The sequence below is a fragment of the Bacillus sp. FSL W8-1143 genome (assembly GCF_037965155.1).
In the GTDB taxonomy this organism is placed as follows: domain Bacteria; phylum Bacillota; class Bacilli; order Bacillales; family Bacillaceae; genus Bacillus; species Bacillus pumilus.
Genome location: NZ_CP150182.1, coordinates 952401 through 970149, shown reverse-complemented (window position 1 = coordinate 970149; position 17749 = coordinate 952401). Strand labels below are relative to the sequence as shown.

Sequence of the window (17749 nt, the reverse complement as noted above, 5' to 3'; positions counted from 1 at the left end):
ATAGAGAGGAACGGATATCATGATCATAAAAGGACACACGCTCTCACTAAAAGTAGACGAGAAGTATCATCACACTTCACTCAGTCATTTTTTAAAGACAGCCGTCTCTGCATCAAAACCGATTATTCACTTTTGGATGGAGCATCAAAAAGTTCGTTTAAATCAAAAGCCTGCCCATCACGCAGCTAAAGTCAGTCAAGGCGATCAGATCATCATTGATTTATTTGAAACAGAAGAAAGTGATGTGACACCGGAATATGGTGAATTAGAGGTACTCTTTGAAGACGAGCATTTATTAATTGTGCAAAAACCTGCCGGCCGGCCAACTCATCCGAATGAACAAGGACAAACAGGCACACTGGCAAATCTTGTGGCATTCCATTTTCAAGCAAATGGTGAAGAAAAGCGGGTAAGACATATCCACAGGCTTGATCAAGACACGAGCGGCACCGTCATTTTTGCAAAGCATAGATTAGCCCATGCGGCTCTTGATCAAATGCTTTCTAAAAAAACAATCAAACGCACATACATCGCCATCGCAGAGGGACTTTTCAAAAAAAAGAAAGGCACCATCGATGCAGCGATCGGCCGTGACAAACACCATGCAGTCAGACGAAGAATCTCCCCTAATGGGCTAAAAGCTGTGACTCATTTTCAGGTCATGGACATGAATAAACGTCTGCAACTGACAGCCGTTAAACTTCAATTAGAAACGGGTAGAACGCATCAAATTCGTGTCCACCTGAGCAGTCTCGGGCATCCACTAGCTGGGGATACATTATATGACGGAGTTCGTGATTACATCAATAGGTGTGCTCTTCACGCCAAGCAAGTAGACATGAAACATCCTTTTACAGGTGAGCATCTGATCATCGAAGCACCTCTACCACCTGATATGGACCAGCTCATGAGTCAAATCATCCATTAACAAAAGAGCCTGCGTATGAAAAGCAGGCTCTTTTTCTTTATTCAGACACTCTTTTTGCATAAATAATATACCGATCTGGCGCATTGCCGACGAAATGAAAAGGATAGCATGTGGTTAACACCAGCTCTTCCTTTTCATTCTGCAACGTAATGATGGATGTATCATGCTGATCAACAATTTTCGTATGTGTGATTTCATATATAAATTCACCATACGGCACAGTGATTTTCAGTTGATCTCCAATATCCAGTTCGCCTGTCCGGCGAAACACCGTGTCACGATGGCCAGAAAGAACGATTTGTCCATTTTGATCCGGATAATAACTGCCTTTGTAGTGTCCTACTCCCTTTGCAAGGTCATCCGCATCCGTCCCTTCGACAATGGGAAGGTCTGCTTTTAATTTTGGAATCGTCAGGATGCCAGAAGCTTTCCCCACTTCTGGAGCAAACTGCTTCTTGGACATCCCTTGATCGTCTGCCACGACCTTCTTCGCTTCGTCTAATGATTGGGCTGTTTGAAGATGAGTCGATGCGATTTGCCATATCCCCCAGCCGAGCAGCACAATCCCGGCTGTCATCACAGTCAGTGCAAGCCACTTTTTCATGCTTAAACTCCTTTGCCTGTTACATTTCTCTTAGATGATACGCTCTCTTTAGCTTGCTGCTTTTTCCTCTTGTTTTGCTTTTTGAATTCGTCCCTCTTTTTGATACACAATGGAAGCTCCTTCAAAGCTTTTCACAAAATCGACAGTGGCTTCTAAGTCTTCTGGGCCTGTTTCAGGGTTTTGCCCAAGCCTGCCTATTGGTGCATATTTACTGCCAGTTGCTGTTGCCATGAAGTTATTCACAGTGAGTGTATACGCTTGATCGAGAGCTATTGCTGAACCGTCTGGCAGCTTCAAGTCGACTACTTTATATGTTACAGGATCATAGGAATATGAAAAGCCTGAAATGCTATAATCTGGTCCAAATTGTGGAGAAATTTGTGCTTCTATGATCTCTACTAAGTCTTTTCCCTTGATCTCTAGTTTGACTAAAACGTTGCCAAATGGCTGAATATTAAAGAGATCTCCCCACGTTATCGGCCCTTTTTCAAGGTTTTGTCTAATGCCGCCTCCATTCATCATGGCAAAGTCACTTTTCATTGAATATCTCATACCATCCGCAATCAAATTACCGAGCGGCGTGTCTCCATCATTTGAATAGCCGCCTTCCATTTTGACCCCGGCTTCTCCAACAACCTCACTAATAATCGGCTCCACTTCTTTCCCGTAATGAGCCAAGATGTCTGCTGCTTCCTTGTCCTTTTCTATACCAGCTTGATCTACATACTGGATATTCGCACTCTTTTTGACGATATCCTTCGTTTTACGGTCAAGTGTCACATTGACTTCGCCAATCGCCTTTCCATATTCAAAGGCTTGCACAATTAATTTTCCATTGACCTCTCCATTGACCACTTCATGATTATGCCCTGCAAAGATGACGTCAATTTCATCATCACCTTCTTTTGCAAGCTTTGCACTCTCTCCGGTGATCGTATCCCCATTTTGAGAGGCTGTCATATGAGCTAAAACCGCTATGGCTTTAACTCCTTTTTGTTTTAGTTCCTTCGTGGCTTCATTCACAGCTTTGACTTCATCTGTAAACTGAATGTCTTTAATCCCTTCTGGCATGACCATTCCTGCGGCTGACTTGGTCACAACGCCGATAAATGCGACTGGGATTCCTTCGACATCGATGATTTCATAAGCCGGTAAAAGCGGTTTGCCAGTATCCTTGTATTCACAGTTCGCACAAACGAGCGGAAAGTTCTGTCCGTCATACCCCTTTGTGCCTTTAGGATGATCTCCGCCATTTAAGATACGCAATAGCTCGTCTACCCCTTCATCGAATTCATGGTTGCCGACCGTGCCGACATCAAAGCCAATGTTCTCCATGAGTTCAACGGTTGGTTCATCTTGCAGAAGAGAAGATATTGGAGAGCTCCCGCCAATCATATCTCCAGCATGGACCGTGATCGTATTTTTGTGCGCTGCTTGTTTTTGCTTCATATAGGCCGCGACATAATCCATCCGCCCATACATGCCTTTATTGCCATCATCTTTTAGATCCAATTCGTATTCTTGATCAATTTTACCGTGTAAATCATTCAAACTTAAAATCGTTAATGGTACGTCGTCCGCATCCTTTTCCGGCTGATAACCAGCCTGCTCTGCTTCTTCTTTGGAAGCAAAAAAGATCCGTTTATCCACATCGATTTCTTTCCATTTGTCAGGGGACACGTAGGTTTTGACAGATGAATCACCAACATAGCGTGTCAGTCCTTTTTTCTGTTCACGTGCTCTAAATTCAAATGGCTGTTCCAGTAGAGGGGCTGCTTCGTTCCATATGCCCAGTCCTTTTTCCTTTGCTTCTTTTACTGCTTTTTGAAACGTATGATAGTCCTTTTCATCTCCAACTGGCCAGATGAAATAAGTAGGGGCATATCCTTTTTTCACAAGCTCTAGATTTGTATTTAACCCTTTTTTGGTTTTCACTTGAGCTAAAAGACGTCCATAGTTATCTTTCGCTTCAGGACCAATCTTTAATGTGACTTGGTCACCGCTTGAAAGTAGTGTTTTTAAATAGTCAGTCGCTTGCTGTCCAAAACGCAATTGGTTTTTGTCTAATTCGCTTTTTGGCTGATGATACGTTTCCGGCGTGTCCATATTCACAAAACGCACCTTTGTTGTACCTAGAACGGGCTTCTTTAGATGAATCGTATCTCCATCCACCACACGGTCAACCGTTGCTTTGTATTCTTTCTTCATCTTTGGCGGCTTTGGCTGGCGTTTCAGCAGGTTGATATCATCCTTATGTCTTAGAAGCACCTGCAACGTATCATATCTGCTTAACACCCCTGTAAACTCGTACCATTTTCCTGTCTTTACTTTATCAATCGCATTCGTATCGACCATCACTCTCAGAGTGGTGCTGTGATATTTTTTATCGATGATCACCACATTGTATCCACCGCCAGCCGGCTGCGCTGGTTTTGCCTCTACATAGCCTTTGACCTTTACTAGTCTTCCTTCATGTTTACCTGCTTGTTCCGTTTCTAGCTGCTTCACAGACACTCGCTTCGCCTTTGGCAAGGTTTGGTTCACAGCATCTATCTTCAGACTGCCTTGATCTGGCACAATTTCAATCAGTCCTTTATAAGACGTGATTTTACCAGTCACTGTCACCTTCATCCCTGCTTTTAGTTCCGGGAAGTGATTGGGCTGAGCTGAATAAACATTGATTCCAGCTGATTTGTCTTGAATGTATGTGGACAGTTTCCCATTGCCTACAGCTGATTGATCTGCTGTCACAATTCCGCTCACTGTCACGGTCTCTCCTATGAGCTGACGGGCTTTTTTGATCTGCACAATCTTTTTTTGTTTCCACACCATTTCTTTCTTTTCAGATGCATTGACCTCGCTCACTGCGGACATACCAGGCAATAAGGATTGCAAACTAAAGATCACCAAAACCAAACAACAAATCATTCGAATAGATAGCATTCGTTTCATTAGACCTCTCCCCTTTGTGCTTCATCTCTCATAGTGTACAAAGTAAATATTGATGTTGAATGGATTTCATGTAAAACTTGTCTTTTTTAACTCATCGGAAAGGTAATAATCACTCGTGTCCCCTCAAAGTTTTTGCTTTCAAAACGAATGGTGCCGCCATGGCTTTCAATGATTTTAATGGTCATCATTAAACCAAGGCCTGTCCCCTTTTCTTTTGTTGTATAAAATGGTTCACCGAGTTTCCCTATTTCGTCCTCTGGTATTCCCTTTCCTTGGTCTTCAAAGATCAACATCATTTGCTGATCTTTCATGAGAGAGGTCACCTTGATGACGCCTGTCACACCATCCATCGCTTCTATTCCGTTTTTAAGGATGTTTAGGAAGACTTGTTTCAGTTCATTCGGAATGCCTTGAATGTTAGGGAGCGACGGAGACAGCTTTTTCTGAATGGACACGCCTTTTAAGACCGCCTGGGATTCAACGACCATGATCACTTCTTCGAGCAGAAGATTGACATGTACCGGTTCAAATTTCACCGATTTGCTTCTCGAAAGAACGAGGAATTCATTAATAATCGACTCGAGCCGATTAAACTCTGACATCATCACATCTGCATAATCTTTCTGATACTTTTTACTTTGAATCATCAGCTGTAAAAACCCTTTTAATGAGGTCAGCGGGTTCCGTATCTCATGAGCGATGCCTGCTGCAAGCTGCCCTACTGCTGACAGCATCTCAGATTTCATCAGCATCTTCTCTGACTGCTTTTGATTGGTGATATCCTCTGAAATCCGCATGACGGTTGACTGCATTTTGTCAGGGTCATCAATTCGGTGTAAAGAGACTCTCTCCCATCGTTCACGTCCAGATAAATCTTGAAAGTATAGTTCACCTGTCCAGCTGCCCTCTCTTAAACAAACCTTCCATTGTTTCTCTAAATCATCACATTGACATAGCGAATGATAGACAGAAAAAATATCTTTGCCGATCAGGTCATATTCATGCTGCTGGACAAACTGACAGAAACGCTGATTCACGCATTGGATGACCCCTTCCTCAGTTGCCACAACAATATGAATATGGCTGTTATCAAGTGCCGTCACCGCTAGATGAAGCGACTGCTTGATTTTCGTTACTTCAGTCATTTTAATCCAGGTCATCACTGCTCCTTCACGTTCTTCATCGTAGATGGGTGTGATGTGAACGGTGAATTGCTCGCCTTCGTTCGTTTCAATTTCACGTTCGATCGCGCGCCTATCCGATATGACGGATTGGATATCATGATAGAGCGTTTCCTGCGTAAGCTTTTTAGCCATCGACTGAAAGGATTGCTGATGTCTGATTTTCGCAGAAGTAAATAAAGAGGCAGCTGTAGGAGTGTAATAGCGTATATTCATGTCCCTGTCCACAAACAGCGTTGCAAGCTCCGGCTTGACAGAGGGTTTGTACAGTTCTTCTCTTGTCACCCTCAAGTTGTTTATGATATTTATATAATGTTCGTGTTTTTTCTCAAACTCCTCTAATTGCGTGTGTTTTGCTTTTAATTGAGCCCTTGCCTCCTGCTCCTTTTGTTTGACTTCATTGAGTTCATTTTCCAAATCGACAATACGCTGTTGATAGACTGAATTCTGATCTGACATCCCTATGTCCCTGCCGTTCTTTTGATTTTTTCCTCTCTCATTCATTCGAATGAGAATGACGTAAACTCCCTTAAAACGGCGGTCAAAACTTTTCACGGTAAAATCTGCATACTGCTTGCTGCCTTTTTCCGAAATGAGAACATGTTGAAACACAACCTCTGTCTCGTCTGTCCAAACCTTTTGAAAGGTTTGACTGAGCATCTCTTTCATATAATCTGGTGTCACATATTCACATGATTGATCTGACACTTCTGTATGATCTAAAAAAGAATACGCACCCTTTGATACTGCCAGGATTTTGTCACTATCATTGATGACCATACATGCATCATAATCCTTGCTTACTTCTTGCATATATTGTTCGGCTCGCGCTTTCAACTCGATATCACGAGCGTCTGGTGTCCAAGGGACATATGGTTTTGAAACGTTTGAATGGGTGTAAATGTTCCATTTTTCATTGAACAAATGAAACAAACGAGGGATATTGGGTAAAGTTTCATTTGGCCCTAATATCAACATCCCTTGATCTTTTAAAGCATATTGGAATCGGGACAATACTCGTTTTTGCACTTCAGGCTGGAAGTACATCAGAACATTTCGGCAACTGATAAAATCGAGGTGGATAAAAGGTGAATCGATCAATAAATTGTGAGGTGCAAAGACAATATGTTTTCTAAGCGACTGCTTCACAATAAAAGCGTCACCTTTCCTTTCGAAATATCGCGCCCGCCATTTTTCCGGCATCCTTGCCATAGACTCTACTGAGTAAAGACCTTTACTAGCTGTTTGAATGGCTTTCCGGTTGATATCTGTTGCAAATACTTGAAGTTCAATGGTCACTTGTCTTCGCTTCATTTCTTCTAAAAATAAGATCGTAAAAGAATACGCTTCCTCTCCTGTCGAACATCCTGCAATCCAAATACGGCATCGAGATTTCCCGTTTTTCACCGCATTTTCAATGATCGACGGAATGATCTGATGTTCACATACATGAAAAGCATCCATATCTCTAAAAAAAGATGTCATGCCGCTTAGAAGCTGAGCGTGCAGAAGGTCAAGCTCATCTGGTTCTCTTTCTAATAAGTAGTCGTACTCTGCTAACAATGAAATCCGTTTTTTTGCAACATTCATTCGTTTTTGAATGACAGATAGCAGCCTTTTCTTTTGATAGGTTGAAAAAGCAATGCCTTTATACATTTCAAGACGTTCAATAATTCTCAGTAAAACAGGATCTGCCTCATCGAGATGCGGGACGTTGATGATATTTGCGATATATGCCGCAAGGGTTGAAGGGTCTTTGAATGTTTGTTGATACAAAGTGTCAAAACCACTTTCTTCCTCACTGCACGATAAAACTGTACCGCCCTGCTCAACCAACTGAAGCAAGCCACTTCCCACGCAATGACCTTTTTGAAAGAAAATCGCATATGCCTCCTCCTTTTGAACGCTGGCAAGAGACTGAAAAAGCAAGTCCACAGAGCAAGCCATGCACGCCGGCAGCTGCTCTGATAGGTGCAACCGCTGATCTTCTGTTAACGTCACTACCGCATGCTGTGGACAAAAATAAATCGTCTTCTTCATGACTTTCTCACCATGTTTAATCGTTTTTGCCCGGTAGCCAATCGGTAAAACAAGTGCTTCCAAATCAGTTATACAATCGCCTGTCACATGATTTTGTACAACAATAAAAGAGGCATTTAGTTCATGTGGAAATGATTGAAAAAAAGCCTCAAGATGATGCTGTTCAAACGGCGAAACACCGATGCCAATCACTGGTGCCTGCACATGTTCGTCTTCTATCAAACGATTAATGATTTTGTCCTGCATCTGGTACCCCCATGTTCATTCGTCTGATACTTTTTTTCGACAAAAAGGAAGAAAACCCTCTAATTGTAAATAATGTTTTTTGCATGAAAGAAGGAAAACTTCCTCACATTAAAACAGAATGTATAAACAATAGGAGGAATCTCTATGCAAAACGATCAGCAGACAAACGTTCAAGGAAATGTCCAGCAGCCCCAATTCAATCATGGCGGGCATGAGTTATTTGATTTACATGAAGTATTAGCAGGGACCATTAATATTTTGGATCAATACATGATCTTTCGCCAATTCATCCAAGATCCCTCATTATCCGACATTTTAGATCGACAATATCAATTTGTATTGTCACAGTATAATGTCACGGTAGATTGTTTTTCTACTGGTCAAAAGCCTAGTGAAGAAACATCTACGTATATGATGAAAGAACAAACAGAGGTGACATACGGAATAAAACCATCTCAGCCTAAGAAGCCAAATCAATCGTTACAGGATGTAAAGGACTCGGGAATTACAGGGCATATGCTAGGTCTCGTGAAATCACATGCTGGATTACTTTCAATGACTGCACTAGAGGTAACAAACCCTGTGGTGCGACGTGTGCTTGCAGCGCAAATTCCGAACTTTATTGAAATGGCGTATGAAATTTTCTTATATCAAAATAAACATAGCTATTATCAAGTTCCGCAGCTTACAGCTCAAGATATGCAGGCGATGACGTCTACATTTGCCCCAATGAAGGGCCAAGTTCAAATGCCGCCAAACAAAGCCAATCAGCAAAAACCGCTTCATTAAACAAAAAACGGCCGACCTATATCCTCAGGTCAGCCGTTTTTTCTTTGATAACTCAGTTTAAATTGCTCTTCAAAATCTGCCAAACGTTGTCCTGTCGCTTGTTCAAAACCTCTATCAAAACGGCCAGTCTTCGCCGTTTCCTCCATAATCTCATGTATGACGTCTCGTCCATAAAGCTGCACGAGCTCATAAATCATATAGTAGCTTTGCACATAAACATCTGTCTCATACGTCATCCGGGAGTCCTGCCAATCTTGATCGGAATGAAGAGATTGAAAGGGAATGACGTCGAACCGTTCAGACGTGGCATTTAACACGTCATAGGCCGTCCATTCTGCTGTTCCCTCATGGAACCAAAGGGGAAAGATCACCGGAGACACTTCGTAAGAATGAACTTTTTCATAGAAAACAAAGTGAGCATATTCATGAATCAATAACGTGTTGAAAAAGTATAAAGGGAGTGTCTCTTTCTTCAATAATGCTTCCCGCTTATCTGGATATAACCCTATCATTTGATCATGATCGGAGTAAAAACCCGTAATATGCTTAATTCCTGCAAATTGCTCGATTGTCTCTTTATCATCAAAATAAATAATGTCTAAAGGTTTGTCAGTTTCAAAATGAAATACTGACGCTGTCCTCTTCTTTGCCTGATCCATGGCCTCAATTGTTAAATCAACAAAAGCGTCCTCTTCCTCTGCATAGTATATTCTAATATGTTCATAGACTTGCTTATTGAGTCCCTCCGTTAAAATCGTTTTAGGAGAAGACTGCTGCTCTAAATATTGTCCTGTCAGCTGAAACGCAACATAAATCAAGTATGCGGTGAAAGCATAAAAAATGAGACCTGCTGCTATCATTCCGCCTACAAGCTTTTTATGAATCAATGACGGCTTGGCTTTCATTTGCTCCCCACCTGAATTCATCCTGCAGCCTCTTTCTCTTTCTATGAAGAAACAAAGATCAACAAGAGGTGATATATTTTTTACTTTATGCAGTCAGGTGCGCAAGGTGCGGTTCCAAACAAAAAAGCCGCATATGACATACGGCTTTTGTCGTAGTTATTTTGATTCAGGGAAGACACGTCTGACCGTTTCAGTAAATTCATCGAAAAATCCTGAGATGGGCTCTCCGCTTCTAATACGTTTTCCGTACCCTTCCATACGATCGACAAAGTCTGGATTCGCAGATACATACACATTGTCGATTTGTTGATCCGTTGATTTGACTTTATCAGAAATTTTCTTTTTCAAATCTTCTGTTACATTACCGCTTTTATCGCCTTCAAGCATAACGGCAACAAATGCATTCTTTCCTGTAACAAGTACGTTCGCTGTTTTTACTTCAGACATGTTGGCTACTAGCTCTGACGCTTTATCTGCCACTTTGACCTTCTGAGGTGTTTGAACATCTGGCTGATCCTGCCTCATGTTGTCATTCTTATATGTGACATTTTCATACTGTCGTTTCATTGTTCCTCTTCGCTCATCGCCCTGGTTGTTCATACCACATCCAGTGGTGATCAATGCTGGAACGAGTAGTAAAGATAGCATCCATTTCTTATTCATCATTTATTCCCTCCTTTTGCTCTTAGGTTTTTCATCCAGTCGGCTTTTTATGCATACATCCTCTCTTTCAACGAAATGAATTCATAATTCAGCTTTGTTTGGTCATCCTAAACATGATGAAGAAGAATCATCACGATCAAATGGAGGGATTCGTTTGTTTAAAAAAAGAAAAGGCATGAGCACTGGCGCAATGATCGCAGCATCTACAGCCATCATTGCATTATTTTCCCCAGTTTTACGAAGAAGACTGAAAAGCATGACGCAAATGAATATGTCTTCAATGATGAAGGGAAAAGATCAGCAGCACCATGAATCGTCTCGACAAGAGTCACACGCACAGAAAGAATCAAAGGGCACTGCGGAAATCGGACAAATGATGAAGCAGGCATTCACTGCTGTACAGCCAAATCATACGAATCAGCACCAATCGACATCAAGAAACCATCAGCCAAGAGAGTCTTATGCACAGTCTCTTCATATTGATGAAAGTGTCATGAATGTGATGGATGATGAATCAATCCAGCAAGTGATCAATGACATCGAGCACAAATAAGAAAACAGGAGCCTTTATGAATAGAGGCTCCTGTTTATTCTCCTGAAAAATGTTCTTTCATCATCACAGAGAAGAAAGGTAAAAAGGTGATTTCAACTGTTGTGATAAAATCGCCATAAGCTTCCACTATGATTAAAAGCTCTTTTTCGTATTGCTTGTCTTTTTTTATCTCTACATGTTGCACGGTTTTAAAATCATAGATGCCTAAAACAGATCCATCTTTTTTTCGAACAGCTTTTATTGACTTCCAAGGTACATCGTGACAACGAAACGCTCGTCTTGATTCTCAAATCGAAATGTCAGGCTTTGATATTCAATAGGCATCCCTTTCTCGAACCTTTCATCAGGCTCCGTTTCAAAAAAAGAAAGCCAGTCCGTTTGATCTGGGAAGCGTTTTCCTCGCATATGTTTCGATCCCCTTATAAGTGAAATTTTTATTAATTATCCTTTTTCCCCTTTTCTTTTGCAACAAATTTTAGTAATTTTAAAAAGGTGATTTAATTTTGCTAAGAGACCTCTTTATTAATTTAACAATTCTTGTCACTTTTCATTATCTATTTCTGCTTGTGTTTAAAGAGAATTTTCTTAAGAAAGAAGATACCCTGCTCAGACAACTATTCAAAGGCATTCTTTCTGGGTTACTCGGTGTCCTCTTAATGTTCTTCTCTATCAAAGCAGGACCAGCCATCATCGATTTAAGACATATCCCCCTTATTTTAACGGCCTTTTATGGAGGCATCGCCCAAACCATCATTGCAGCCTGTGTTGTAATCATTGGTCGATTATTAATCGAAGCCAACGTCGCTTCTTTCATCAATATTTTTTCCATGATGATCATCGCAACAGCTTCTTTTTTAATTGCTGAGCGCCATATGAATCAAGTTATGAAAATGCTTTTGTCCATTACGTTAGGTAATGTCATTGCCACAAGCCTGTTTATCATGATCGTGCATGAGACATCATTTGAACTGCATTTTGCTTATTGGATGTTCTCATATGTTGCAGGACTGTTTAACTTTTACGTCATTGAGCATCAAACAAAAGCATATCAGCTGTTAAATTTGTATAAATTCCAAGCTCATTATGACTTTTTAACAGGTGTTTTAAATAAGCGGAAGTTCGATGAGGTCTTAAATGATGCTTTTTCGATGAAATTTAAGCAGCCTATCCATCAAATATCCCTTATTTACTTAGACATCGATTACTTCAAATCCATCAATGACCAATATGGACATCATGAGGGAGATATGGTTTTAAAAGAAATCGGAAAAAGGCTGATGAAAAACACAAGAAGCTCAGATTATATTGGCCGAATTGGCGGTGAGGAATTTGCCGTCCTTCTACCCAATTGTACAGTTGAAAAAACATGGCAGATTGCAGAACGCTTACGAAGAAAAATAGCAGATCAGCCGATTTATTTACAAAATGGCATGTCCATTCATATTACAGTATCACTTGGGTGTGCGTATTTCCCCGGGACAAGTCCAAATATCAAGCAATTACCGATTATAGCTGACCAAGAGCTCTATAAAGCGAAGCAGTCTGGCCGAAATCAAGTGAGCTTCTCAGGGAGAAAAAGAGGCCAATGAACATAGGCTTTTTCCTCAATTTGTTAGCGCTAATTATTTTTAAAAAAGTTTTTGGATAACAGTTGTTTTTTCCCGCAAACACTGGTAAAGTAAAGGTAATTATTTTTGTTCGTATCATCTTTAAGAAGAAAGTTTTGAAAGAGTTTTCGTCTTTGAAGTTTGTGTAAGAGCAAGAATAGTGAATTTAAGCGTTAAGATCGCTTTAGGAGGAAATTTCATGTTAGAAGGTAAAGTAAAATGGTTCAACTCTGAAAAAGGTTTCGGATTCATCGAAGTAGAAGGTCAAGACGATGTATTCGTTCACTTCTCTGCTATCCAAGGCGAAGGCTTCAAAACTTTAGAAGAAGGTCAAGCAGTTTCTTTCGAAATCGTTGAAGGTAACCGTGGACCACAAGCTGCTAACGTTAACAAAGCGTAATTTAAGAGCATCTGCTCTTTAGCACTTTATAGAGTGAAGGAAAACCGCCCGGCTTCTGCCGGCGGTTTTTTTGTGCTATAAAAAAAGAGAACCTGACGAGAGGTTCTCTTTTTTATTTGTCGTTCTGCTTTAGCTTCTGCAAAGCAGAACGATACATATCATCATTCATTTTAGTTTCTGGCTCTTCTTCTTTGACAGGTGGTTCTGGCTGCTTAAACTTTTGAAGCGCCTGTCTATAGAAATCATCACCAGACACTCGTTCATCCGTTTGAGAAGGCGTTGACGCTTCCTCTTCTACTTCAGGCTCTACAGGTCTCGCCGCAACTTCTGACTCGCTACGGGGCACGTCAGGCTGATTGGGCACATCTTCATTGATCTCTTTCTTCTCGACCGAAGCGTGTCTGACATTGAATGCTACTAATCCGATAATGACTAGAACAGCAGCTACTAACGCTACAATAATCGTCGCCAAAAGAACCCTCTCCTTATCGCTTAAATGACGCAGTGACTGATGCTACACGTCTTCCTAATGCTTTCCCGAGTTCAATGCCTTCTGTCGAAATCACTTCATCAGAATCAATCGGACATGTCACACCTGCTCCATAGTAAGAGCCGTATAAAGCATTTTCTGGCACATTTCCAGGAAGACCAACGACAAGCATCCCTTGGTGGAACATTGGTGTAATCAAATTATGCATCGTCATTTCTAAACCGCCGTGCGTTGTAGCAGTTGTACAGAAAACGGCACCGACTTTATCGATTAGTTTTCCCTCTGCCCATAGGTAGCCAAGACGGTCAATCCATGTCTTTAATCCAGCACTAATGGTCCCAAAGTGACCAGGGCAGCCCCAAATGATCGCATCCATTTGATCCAGCTTGCGAATATCCGCATCTTTCACGTGATCAACGAATACTTCAGCCTGCTCTGTTTCACCTGCGCCTGCTGCAATTGCTTCTGCCAGTGCTTTTGTATGGTTACCTTCACTATCGTATACGACATAAATTTTCATGTACGGTCCCTCCACACTTATCTTGCATCTTGGTTTGCTTCCTTAGGTGCTGGAAGCAGTGTTATTTCTTGTTTTTTATGCTGCTGATCTTTTCGCTTTTTATCCTTACGTACATCACGCAGGAACAAGCTAAGAATGACACCAGCGGCACAGAATAACGTTACCCACATGTAAGCATCATTGATACCCATTACGTTTGAATCAACCTGTGCTTTCGTAAAGAGCTGGGTGGATACATATTTTTGAGCAGCTTCAGCTGTCATGCCCATATGATGCATCACATTCGACACAGCCGCCTGGAATGAATTCATAAAGAATGGGTCCGCTGTATTTGTTTGATCCGCCATATTGGAATAATGGAATGTTGTCCGATTCGTATAAATCGTTGTGATCAAACTCGTACCGATCGAACCACTTATTTGTCTTAATGTATTAGACATCGCTGTACCATGGCTGTTTAAGTGCTGTGGTAATTGGTTCATCCCAGCTGTCATCACCGGCATCATAAGGAGTGACATACCGAATGCACGCACTGCATACATGAGTACAATGTGACTATATGATGTATCAATGGTCAGCCTTGTAAACTCGAATGTGGTGACAACGGTAATGAGCATCCCCACAATCGCAAGCGGACGAGGTCCAAATTTATCAAACAAAATCCCTGAAATCGGGGACATAATAAGCATCGCAAGTGCCCCCGGAAGCATTAATAGCCCGGATTGCAATGCCGTAAATCCAACGAGGTTCTGCAGATAAATCGGAAGTAAGAACATCCCAGTGTATAAGGCAACTGTAATAATAATATTAATAACACTTGATAATGAGAAAATGCTGTATTTAAACACACGGAAATCAAGCATCGGATTATCAACTTTCAGCTGTTGGAAAATAAAGAGAATGATCGCAATCGCACCAACAATAATCGTCGATAAGACGATCGGATCTGTCCAGCCATCACTTCCGGCTTCACTCACTCCGTATAGAAGCGAAGCAAAACCAACGATGGAAAGAATCGCACCAAGGCCGTCCAGCTTGATCTTTTTAGGCTCTACAATATTTCTAAACATAAAGAAAGCCGCGATAATGACAATTGCTCCGATTGGAACAAGTCCATAAAACATAATACGCCAAGAATAATGTTCAATAATGTAACCAGATAATGTTGGTCCTACCGCTGGAGCAAACATCATTGCAAGACCGAAAATCCCCATTCCTTTCCCTCTGTTTTCAGGAGGGAAAATAAAAAGGATTGTTGTCATCACAAGCGGTTGCAGAATACCGCCGCCGATTGCCTGAATCAAACGACCGATAAGCATCGTTGAAAAGTTTGGCGCAATCCCGCAAATAAAGGTCCCTAGTGTAAACGAGATCATGGCAACTAAGAATAAGCTGCGCTGTCCAAAGCGTGTGATTAAAAACGCAGATAACGGAATCAGCACACCGTTGACAAGCATATAACCTGTTGTAAGCCACTGAATCGTCGTTGCACTCACATTAAATTCAGTCATTAAATGGGGCATGGCTACGTTCAGAAGTGTTTGGTTCAAAATCGCAACGAACAAGCCGGCCATTAAAATGATCAGTAAAGACAAGGAGCCTGCTCCCTGTTTTGTTGCTGCAGGTTGATTTGCCATCTCAGACAACCTCCTTTCATTTTTTGATATCAATCATCATTAAGATGAAATTTTGACAGAAGCATTCATACCAGGAAGTACTTTGTCTGATGGATTTTTAATTGAAATTTTCACTGCTACTTTTTGTGTGACTTTTGTATAGTTACCACTTGAATTTGTTGCTGGCAGCATGCTGAATGTTGAGTTTGTCGCATAACCAATTTGTTCAACTGTTCCTTCAAATGTTGTATCAGGATCACCATCTACGACGATGTCAACTTTGTCGCCTTTTTCAATGTTTTTAATATCTGTTTCTTTGATATTCGCTGTGATGTAAAGCTTGCTTAAATCAATCGTTTCACCAAGAACTGTACCAGGCTGCACTTGTTGATTGTTTTGTACTTCTTTTTTGACTAATGTGCCATCAGCCACTGATTTAATGTTTGTTTTTGTTTCTCCTTCAACTTTTGCAACTGTGCTGTCTTTTTGCACTTCGTCACCTTCATTGATATCCCAGCCTTTGATTTGTCCAGCTGCTGGTGCTGTGATTTGATACATGTCACCTGTCACTTTCGCCTCGTCAGTTTTGACAAAATTTGTGCTTTCGTAGTAGTAATAAGCACCTCCGGCAATAATGGCAAGAATTACAATAAGGCCAATAATGTTCGTTAGCAATAAACGCCCTCTGTTCATGTTTTGTTTCTCCTTTCATGTATAAAAATATAGTGTCATCTGCTTTAGCAAACTTAGAATGCCCATCATCTGACAGAATATGAAGCAAGCTCATAAAACTGTTATATCTCCTTCATCTTCCCCGCATGAATAATGGTGTGCAGCCCATTTATACTTATTGTTCACTCATGAGCAAAGAGTAGAAAAAGAAGAAAAGACGATCGGCATCTTTTTTGAAAAACTTATATTTAACAAGATTAAATATTAATAAATGAAAATTGAAATGTCAAAGAGAAAGTTTTACTTTTTTTCTGGTGATCCCTTCCTTCTCCATACAAAAAACCCTTCAGCCCTTATGCTGAAAGGTTTTTTCAAATGTGCTATTTACGAAAGAACTTCTTCCTGCTGAAAAAATTTTTTTAGGGCGAGAAAAACATCTGATTTTTGCTTCAAAATATAATGCTTAAATTTCTCATCCTGTATATGCTTATATGCTGACATTAATGTAGAATGCCGGTTGTATTGATTCACTTCACCATAACAGAATAAATTGGCTTTTTTCATAATTTCAGAAACTAGCTTTACGCACCGTGCATTGTCTGAGGTCAGATTGTCTCCATCAGAAAAATGAAAAGGATAAATATTATATCGTGCTGGCGGATAACGTTCGTCTATGAGCTCTAGTGCTTTTCGATAGACAGAGGAGCAAATCGTCCCCCCGCTCTCGCCGCGCGAGAAGAAATGCTCTTCATCTACAACCTTCGCCTCTGTATGATGGGCAATAAATTCAATATCGACCGTCTCATACTTTGTCCGTAAGAAACGTGTCATCCAAAAGAAAAAACTTCTCGCCATATATTTTTCCCAAAGTCCCATACTTCCGCTCGTATCCATCATTGCCAAAACGACGGCTTTCGACTCTGGTTTGGTCACTTCATTCCACGTCTTATATTTGATATCCTCTGGGTAGATTGGATAAAAGGAAGGACTGCCTGTCATTGCATTTCGTTTAAATGCTGATAGCATCGTTCGTTTTTTATGAATATTCCCTGTTAACCCGGTTTTGCGAATATCGTTAAACTCAATTTGCTCGACAATAATGTCGTCAAGCTCCTTTTGTTTAAGGTTTGGTAGCTCTAATTCCCGAAACAGCGCTTCCTCAAGATCCATTAATGAGACCTCTGCTTCGTAATAATCCTCTCCAGCCTGATCTCCTGCGCTCTGCCCCTTTCCTTGCCCTTGCTTACTGTCTGATCCATCACGTGCGACAATATCGCCTACCTCGCTATCTCCATCACCTTGACCCACATGCTTATTTTTATCGTAGTTGTACCGAATTTTATATTCATCTAACGAACGAATTGGAATTTTCACAACATCTTTTCCGTTAGACATGATAATGCTTTCTTCTGTGACAAGATCCGGCAAATTGTTTTTAATCGCTTCTTTGACCTTTTTCTGATGACGCTGCTGGTCGTCATAGCCTTTTCGATGGAGGGACCAGTCTTCCTGAGATACAATAAACTGACTTTTTTCTTGCCGGGACATCCATCCCCCTCCTCACCTGTTTGCACAATTCTTCT

16 protein-coding genes are annotated in these 17749 nt (G+C 41.0%); 5 read left to right on the top strand and 11 right to left on the bottom strand.

Annotated elements, in window-relative coordinates:
- Nucleotides 1-19 precede the first annotated feature (19 nt).
- Complete coding sequence (locus NSQ36_RS04705) at nt 20-928, top strand: RluA family pseudouridine synthase (protein WP_226804842.1); 909 nt, start codon at nt 20-22, stop codon at nt 926-928.
- A 37-nt stretch (nt 929-965) separates the two neighbouring features.
- On the opposite strand, the gene NSQ36_RS04700 is transcribed toward NSQ36_RS04705, so the two are convergent.
- From NSQ36_RS04700 to NSQ36_RS04690, 3 genes are all read right to left on the bottom strand, one after another.
- A complete protein-coding gene (locus NSQ36_RS04700) occupies nt 966-1532 on the bottom strand; it encodes a class D sortase (RefSeq protein ID WP_339206914.1) in 567 nt (188 codons plus the stop codon).
- Nucleotides 1533-1580: 48 nt separating this feature from the next.
- Nucleotides 1581-4484 (bottom strand): 5'-nucleotidase C-terminal domain-containing protein, encoded by a 2904-nt coding sequence (locus tag NSQ36_RS04695; protein ID WP_339206912.1) that lies wholly within the window; start codon nt 4482-4484, stop codon nt 1581-1583.
- An 86-nt stretch (nt 4485-4570) separates the two neighbouring features.
- Nucleotides 4571-7951, bottom strand: a complete 3381-nt coding sequence (locus NSQ36_RS04690; protein WP_339206910.1) for a CheR family methyltransferase — start codon at nt 7949-7951, stop codon at nt 4571-4573.
- Nucleotides 7952-8095: 144 nt separating this feature from the next.
- On the opposite strand from NSQ36_RS04690, the gene NSQ36_RS04685 reads away from it, so the two are divergent.
- Nucleotides 8096-8740 (top strand): spore coat protein, encoded by a 645-nt coding sequence (locus NSQ36_RS04685; protein ID WP_226804839.1) that lies wholly within the window; start codon nt 8096-8098, stop codon nt 8738-8740.
- 29 nt (nt 8741-8769) lie between these two features.
- On the opposite strand, the gene NSQ36_RS04680 is transcribed toward NSQ36_RS04685, so the two are convergent.
- Both NSQ36_RS04680 and NSQ36_RS04675 read right to left on the bottom strand, forming a co-directional pair.
- Nucleotides 8770-9645 carry a hypothetical protein gene (locus tag NSQ36_RS04680; RefSeq protein WP_339207320.1) on the bottom strand — a complete coding sequence of 292 codons (876 nt, stop codon included), beginning with the start codon at nt 9643-9645 and terminating at the stop codon, nt 8770-8772.
- Between the two features lie 156 nt (nt 9646-9801).
- Entirely contained in the window at nt 9802-10311 is a 510-nt protein-coding gene (locus NSQ36_RS04675; protein ID WP_003211812.1) for a YhcN/YlaJ family sporulation lipoprotein, read from the bottom strand.
- A 151-nt stretch (nt 10312-10462) separates the two neighbouring features.
- On the opposite strand from NSQ36_RS04675, the gene NSQ36_RS04670 reads away from it, so the two are divergent.
- Nucleotides 10463-10861 (top strand): hypothetical protein, encoded by a 399-nt coding sequence (locus NSQ36_RS04670; RefSeq protein WP_050945440.1) that lies wholly within the window; start codon nt 10463-10465, stop codon nt 10859-10861.
- 237 nt (nt 10862-11098) lie between these two features.
- Here the strand turns inward: NSQ36_RS04670 and NSQ36_RS04665 are convergent, their stop codons facing one another.
- On the bottom strand, nt 11099-11266 hold the full coding sequence (locus tag NSQ36_RS04665) for a hypothetical protein (RefSeq protein ID WP_339206908.1): 168 nt from the start codon (nt 11264-11266) through the stop codon (nt 11099-11101).
- 98 nt (nt 11267-11364) lie between these two features.
- On the opposite strand from NSQ36_RS04665, the gene NSQ36_RS04660 reads away from it, so the two are divergent.
- Both NSQ36_RS04660 and cspB read left to right on the top strand, forming a co-directional pair.
- Complete coding sequence (locus tag NSQ36_RS04660; protein ID WP_003211754.1) at nt 11365-12450, top strand: diguanylate cyclase; 1086 nt, start codon at nt 11365-11367, stop codon at nt 12448-12450.
- Nucleotides 12451-12667: 217 nt separating this feature from the next.
- The gene (gene cspB, locus NSQ36_RS04655; protein ID WP_003212277.1) at nt 12668-12868 is read left to right on the top strand and encodes a cold shock-like protein CspB; all 201 of its coding nucleotides are present in this window, start codon (nt 12668-12670) and stop codon (nt 12866-12868) included.
- Between the two features lie 112 nt (nt 12869-12980).
- On the opposite strand, the gene NSQ36_RS04650 is transcribed toward cspB, so the two are convergent.
- From NSQ36_RS04650 to yhbH, 5 genes are all read right to left on the bottom strand, one after another.
- Nucleotides 12981-13340: a hypothetical protein gene (locus NSQ36_RS04650; RefSeq protein WP_003211027.1), complete on the bottom strand. Its 360-nt coding sequence runs from the start codon at nt 13338-13340 to the stop codon at nt 12981-12983.
- A 13-nt stretch (nt 13341-13353) separates the two neighbouring features.
- The gene (locus NSQ36_RS04645; protein ID WP_003210946.1) at nt 13354-13878 is read right to left on the bottom strand and encodes a flavodoxin family protein; all 525 of its coding nucleotides are present in this window, start codon (nt 13876-13878) and stop codon (nt 13354-13356) included.
- A gap of 17 nt (nt 13879-13895) precedes the next feature.
- Nucleotides 13896-15515, bottom strand: a complete 1620-nt coding sequence (locus tag NSQ36_RS04640) for a DHA2 family efflux MFS transporter permease subunit (RefSeq protein WP_050945441.1) — start codon at nt 15513-15515, stop codon at nt 13896-13898.
- Between the two features lie 39 nt (nt 15516-15554).
- Nucleotides 15555-16187, bottom strand: coding sequence for an HlyD family efflux transporter periplasmic adaptor subunit (locus NSQ36_RS04635; protein ID WP_003211200.1), 633 nt, complete (start codon nt 16185-16187; stop codon nt 15555-15557).
- 363 nt (nt 16188-16550) lie between these two features.
- The gene (gene yhbH / locus NSQ36_RS04630; RefSeq protein WP_339206905.1) at nt 16551-17714 is read right to left on the bottom strand and encodes a sporulation protein YhbH; all 1164 of its coding nucleotides are present in this window, start codon (nt 17712-17714) and stop codon (nt 16551-16553) included.
- Between the last annotated feature and the right edge of the window lie 35 nt (nt 17715-17749).

Bases quoted from the DNA above. Each gene is read 5' to 3' on its own strand.
- NSQ36_RS04690 (WP_339206910.1), bottom strand. From the start codon at position 7,951: ATGCAGGACAAAATCATTAATCGTTTGATAGAAGACGAACATGTGCAG.
- NSQ36_RS04665 (WP_339206908.1), bottom strand. From the start codon at position 11,266: ATGCGAGGAAAACGCTTCCCAGATCAAACGGACTGGCTTTCTTTTTTT.
- NSQ36_RS04635 (WP_003211200.1), bottom strand. From the start codon at position 16,187: ATGAACAGAGGGCGTTTATTGCTAACGAACATTATTGGCCTTATTGTA.
- NSQ36_RS04695 (WP_339206912.1), bottom strand. From the start codon at position 4,484: ATGAAACGAATGCTATCTATTCGAATGATTTGTTGTTTGGTTTTGGTG.
- NSQ36_RS04685 (WP_226804839.1), top strand. From the start codon at position 8,096: ATGCAAAACGATCAGCAGACAAACGTTCAAGGAAATGTCCAGCAGCCC.
- NSQ36_RS04645 (WP_003210946.1), bottom strand. From the start codon at position 13,878: ATGAAAATTTATGTCGTATACGATAGTGAAGGTAACCATACAAAAGCA.
- cspB (WP_003212277.1), top strand. From the start codon at position 12,668: ATGTTAGAAGGTAAAGTAAAATGGTTCAACTCTGAAAAAGGTTTCGGA.
- NSQ36_RS04640 (WP_050945441.1), bottom strand. From the start codon at position 15,515: ATGGCAAATCAACCTGCAGCAACAAAACAGGGAGCAGGCTCCTTGTCT.
- NSQ36_RS04705 (WP_226804842.1), top strand. From the start codon at position 20: ATGATCATAAAAGGACACACGCTCTCACTAAAAGTAGACGAGAAGTAT.
- NSQ36_RS04680 (WP_339207320.1), bottom strand. From the start codon at position 9,645: ATGAAAGCCAAGCCGTCATTGATTCATAAAAAGCTTGTAGGCGGAATG.
- yhbH (WP_339206905.1), bottom strand. From the start codon at position 17,714: ATGTCCCGGCAAGAAAAAAGTCAGTTTATTGTATCTCAGGAAGACTGG.
- NSQ36_RS04675 (WP_003211812.1), bottom strand. From the start codon at position 10,311: ATGATGAATAAGAAATGGATGCTATCTTTACTACTCGTTCCAGCATTG.
- NSQ36_RS04700 (WP_339206914.1), bottom strand. From the start codon at position 1,532: ATGAAAAAGTGGCTTGCACTGACTGTGATGACAGCCGGGATTGTGCTG.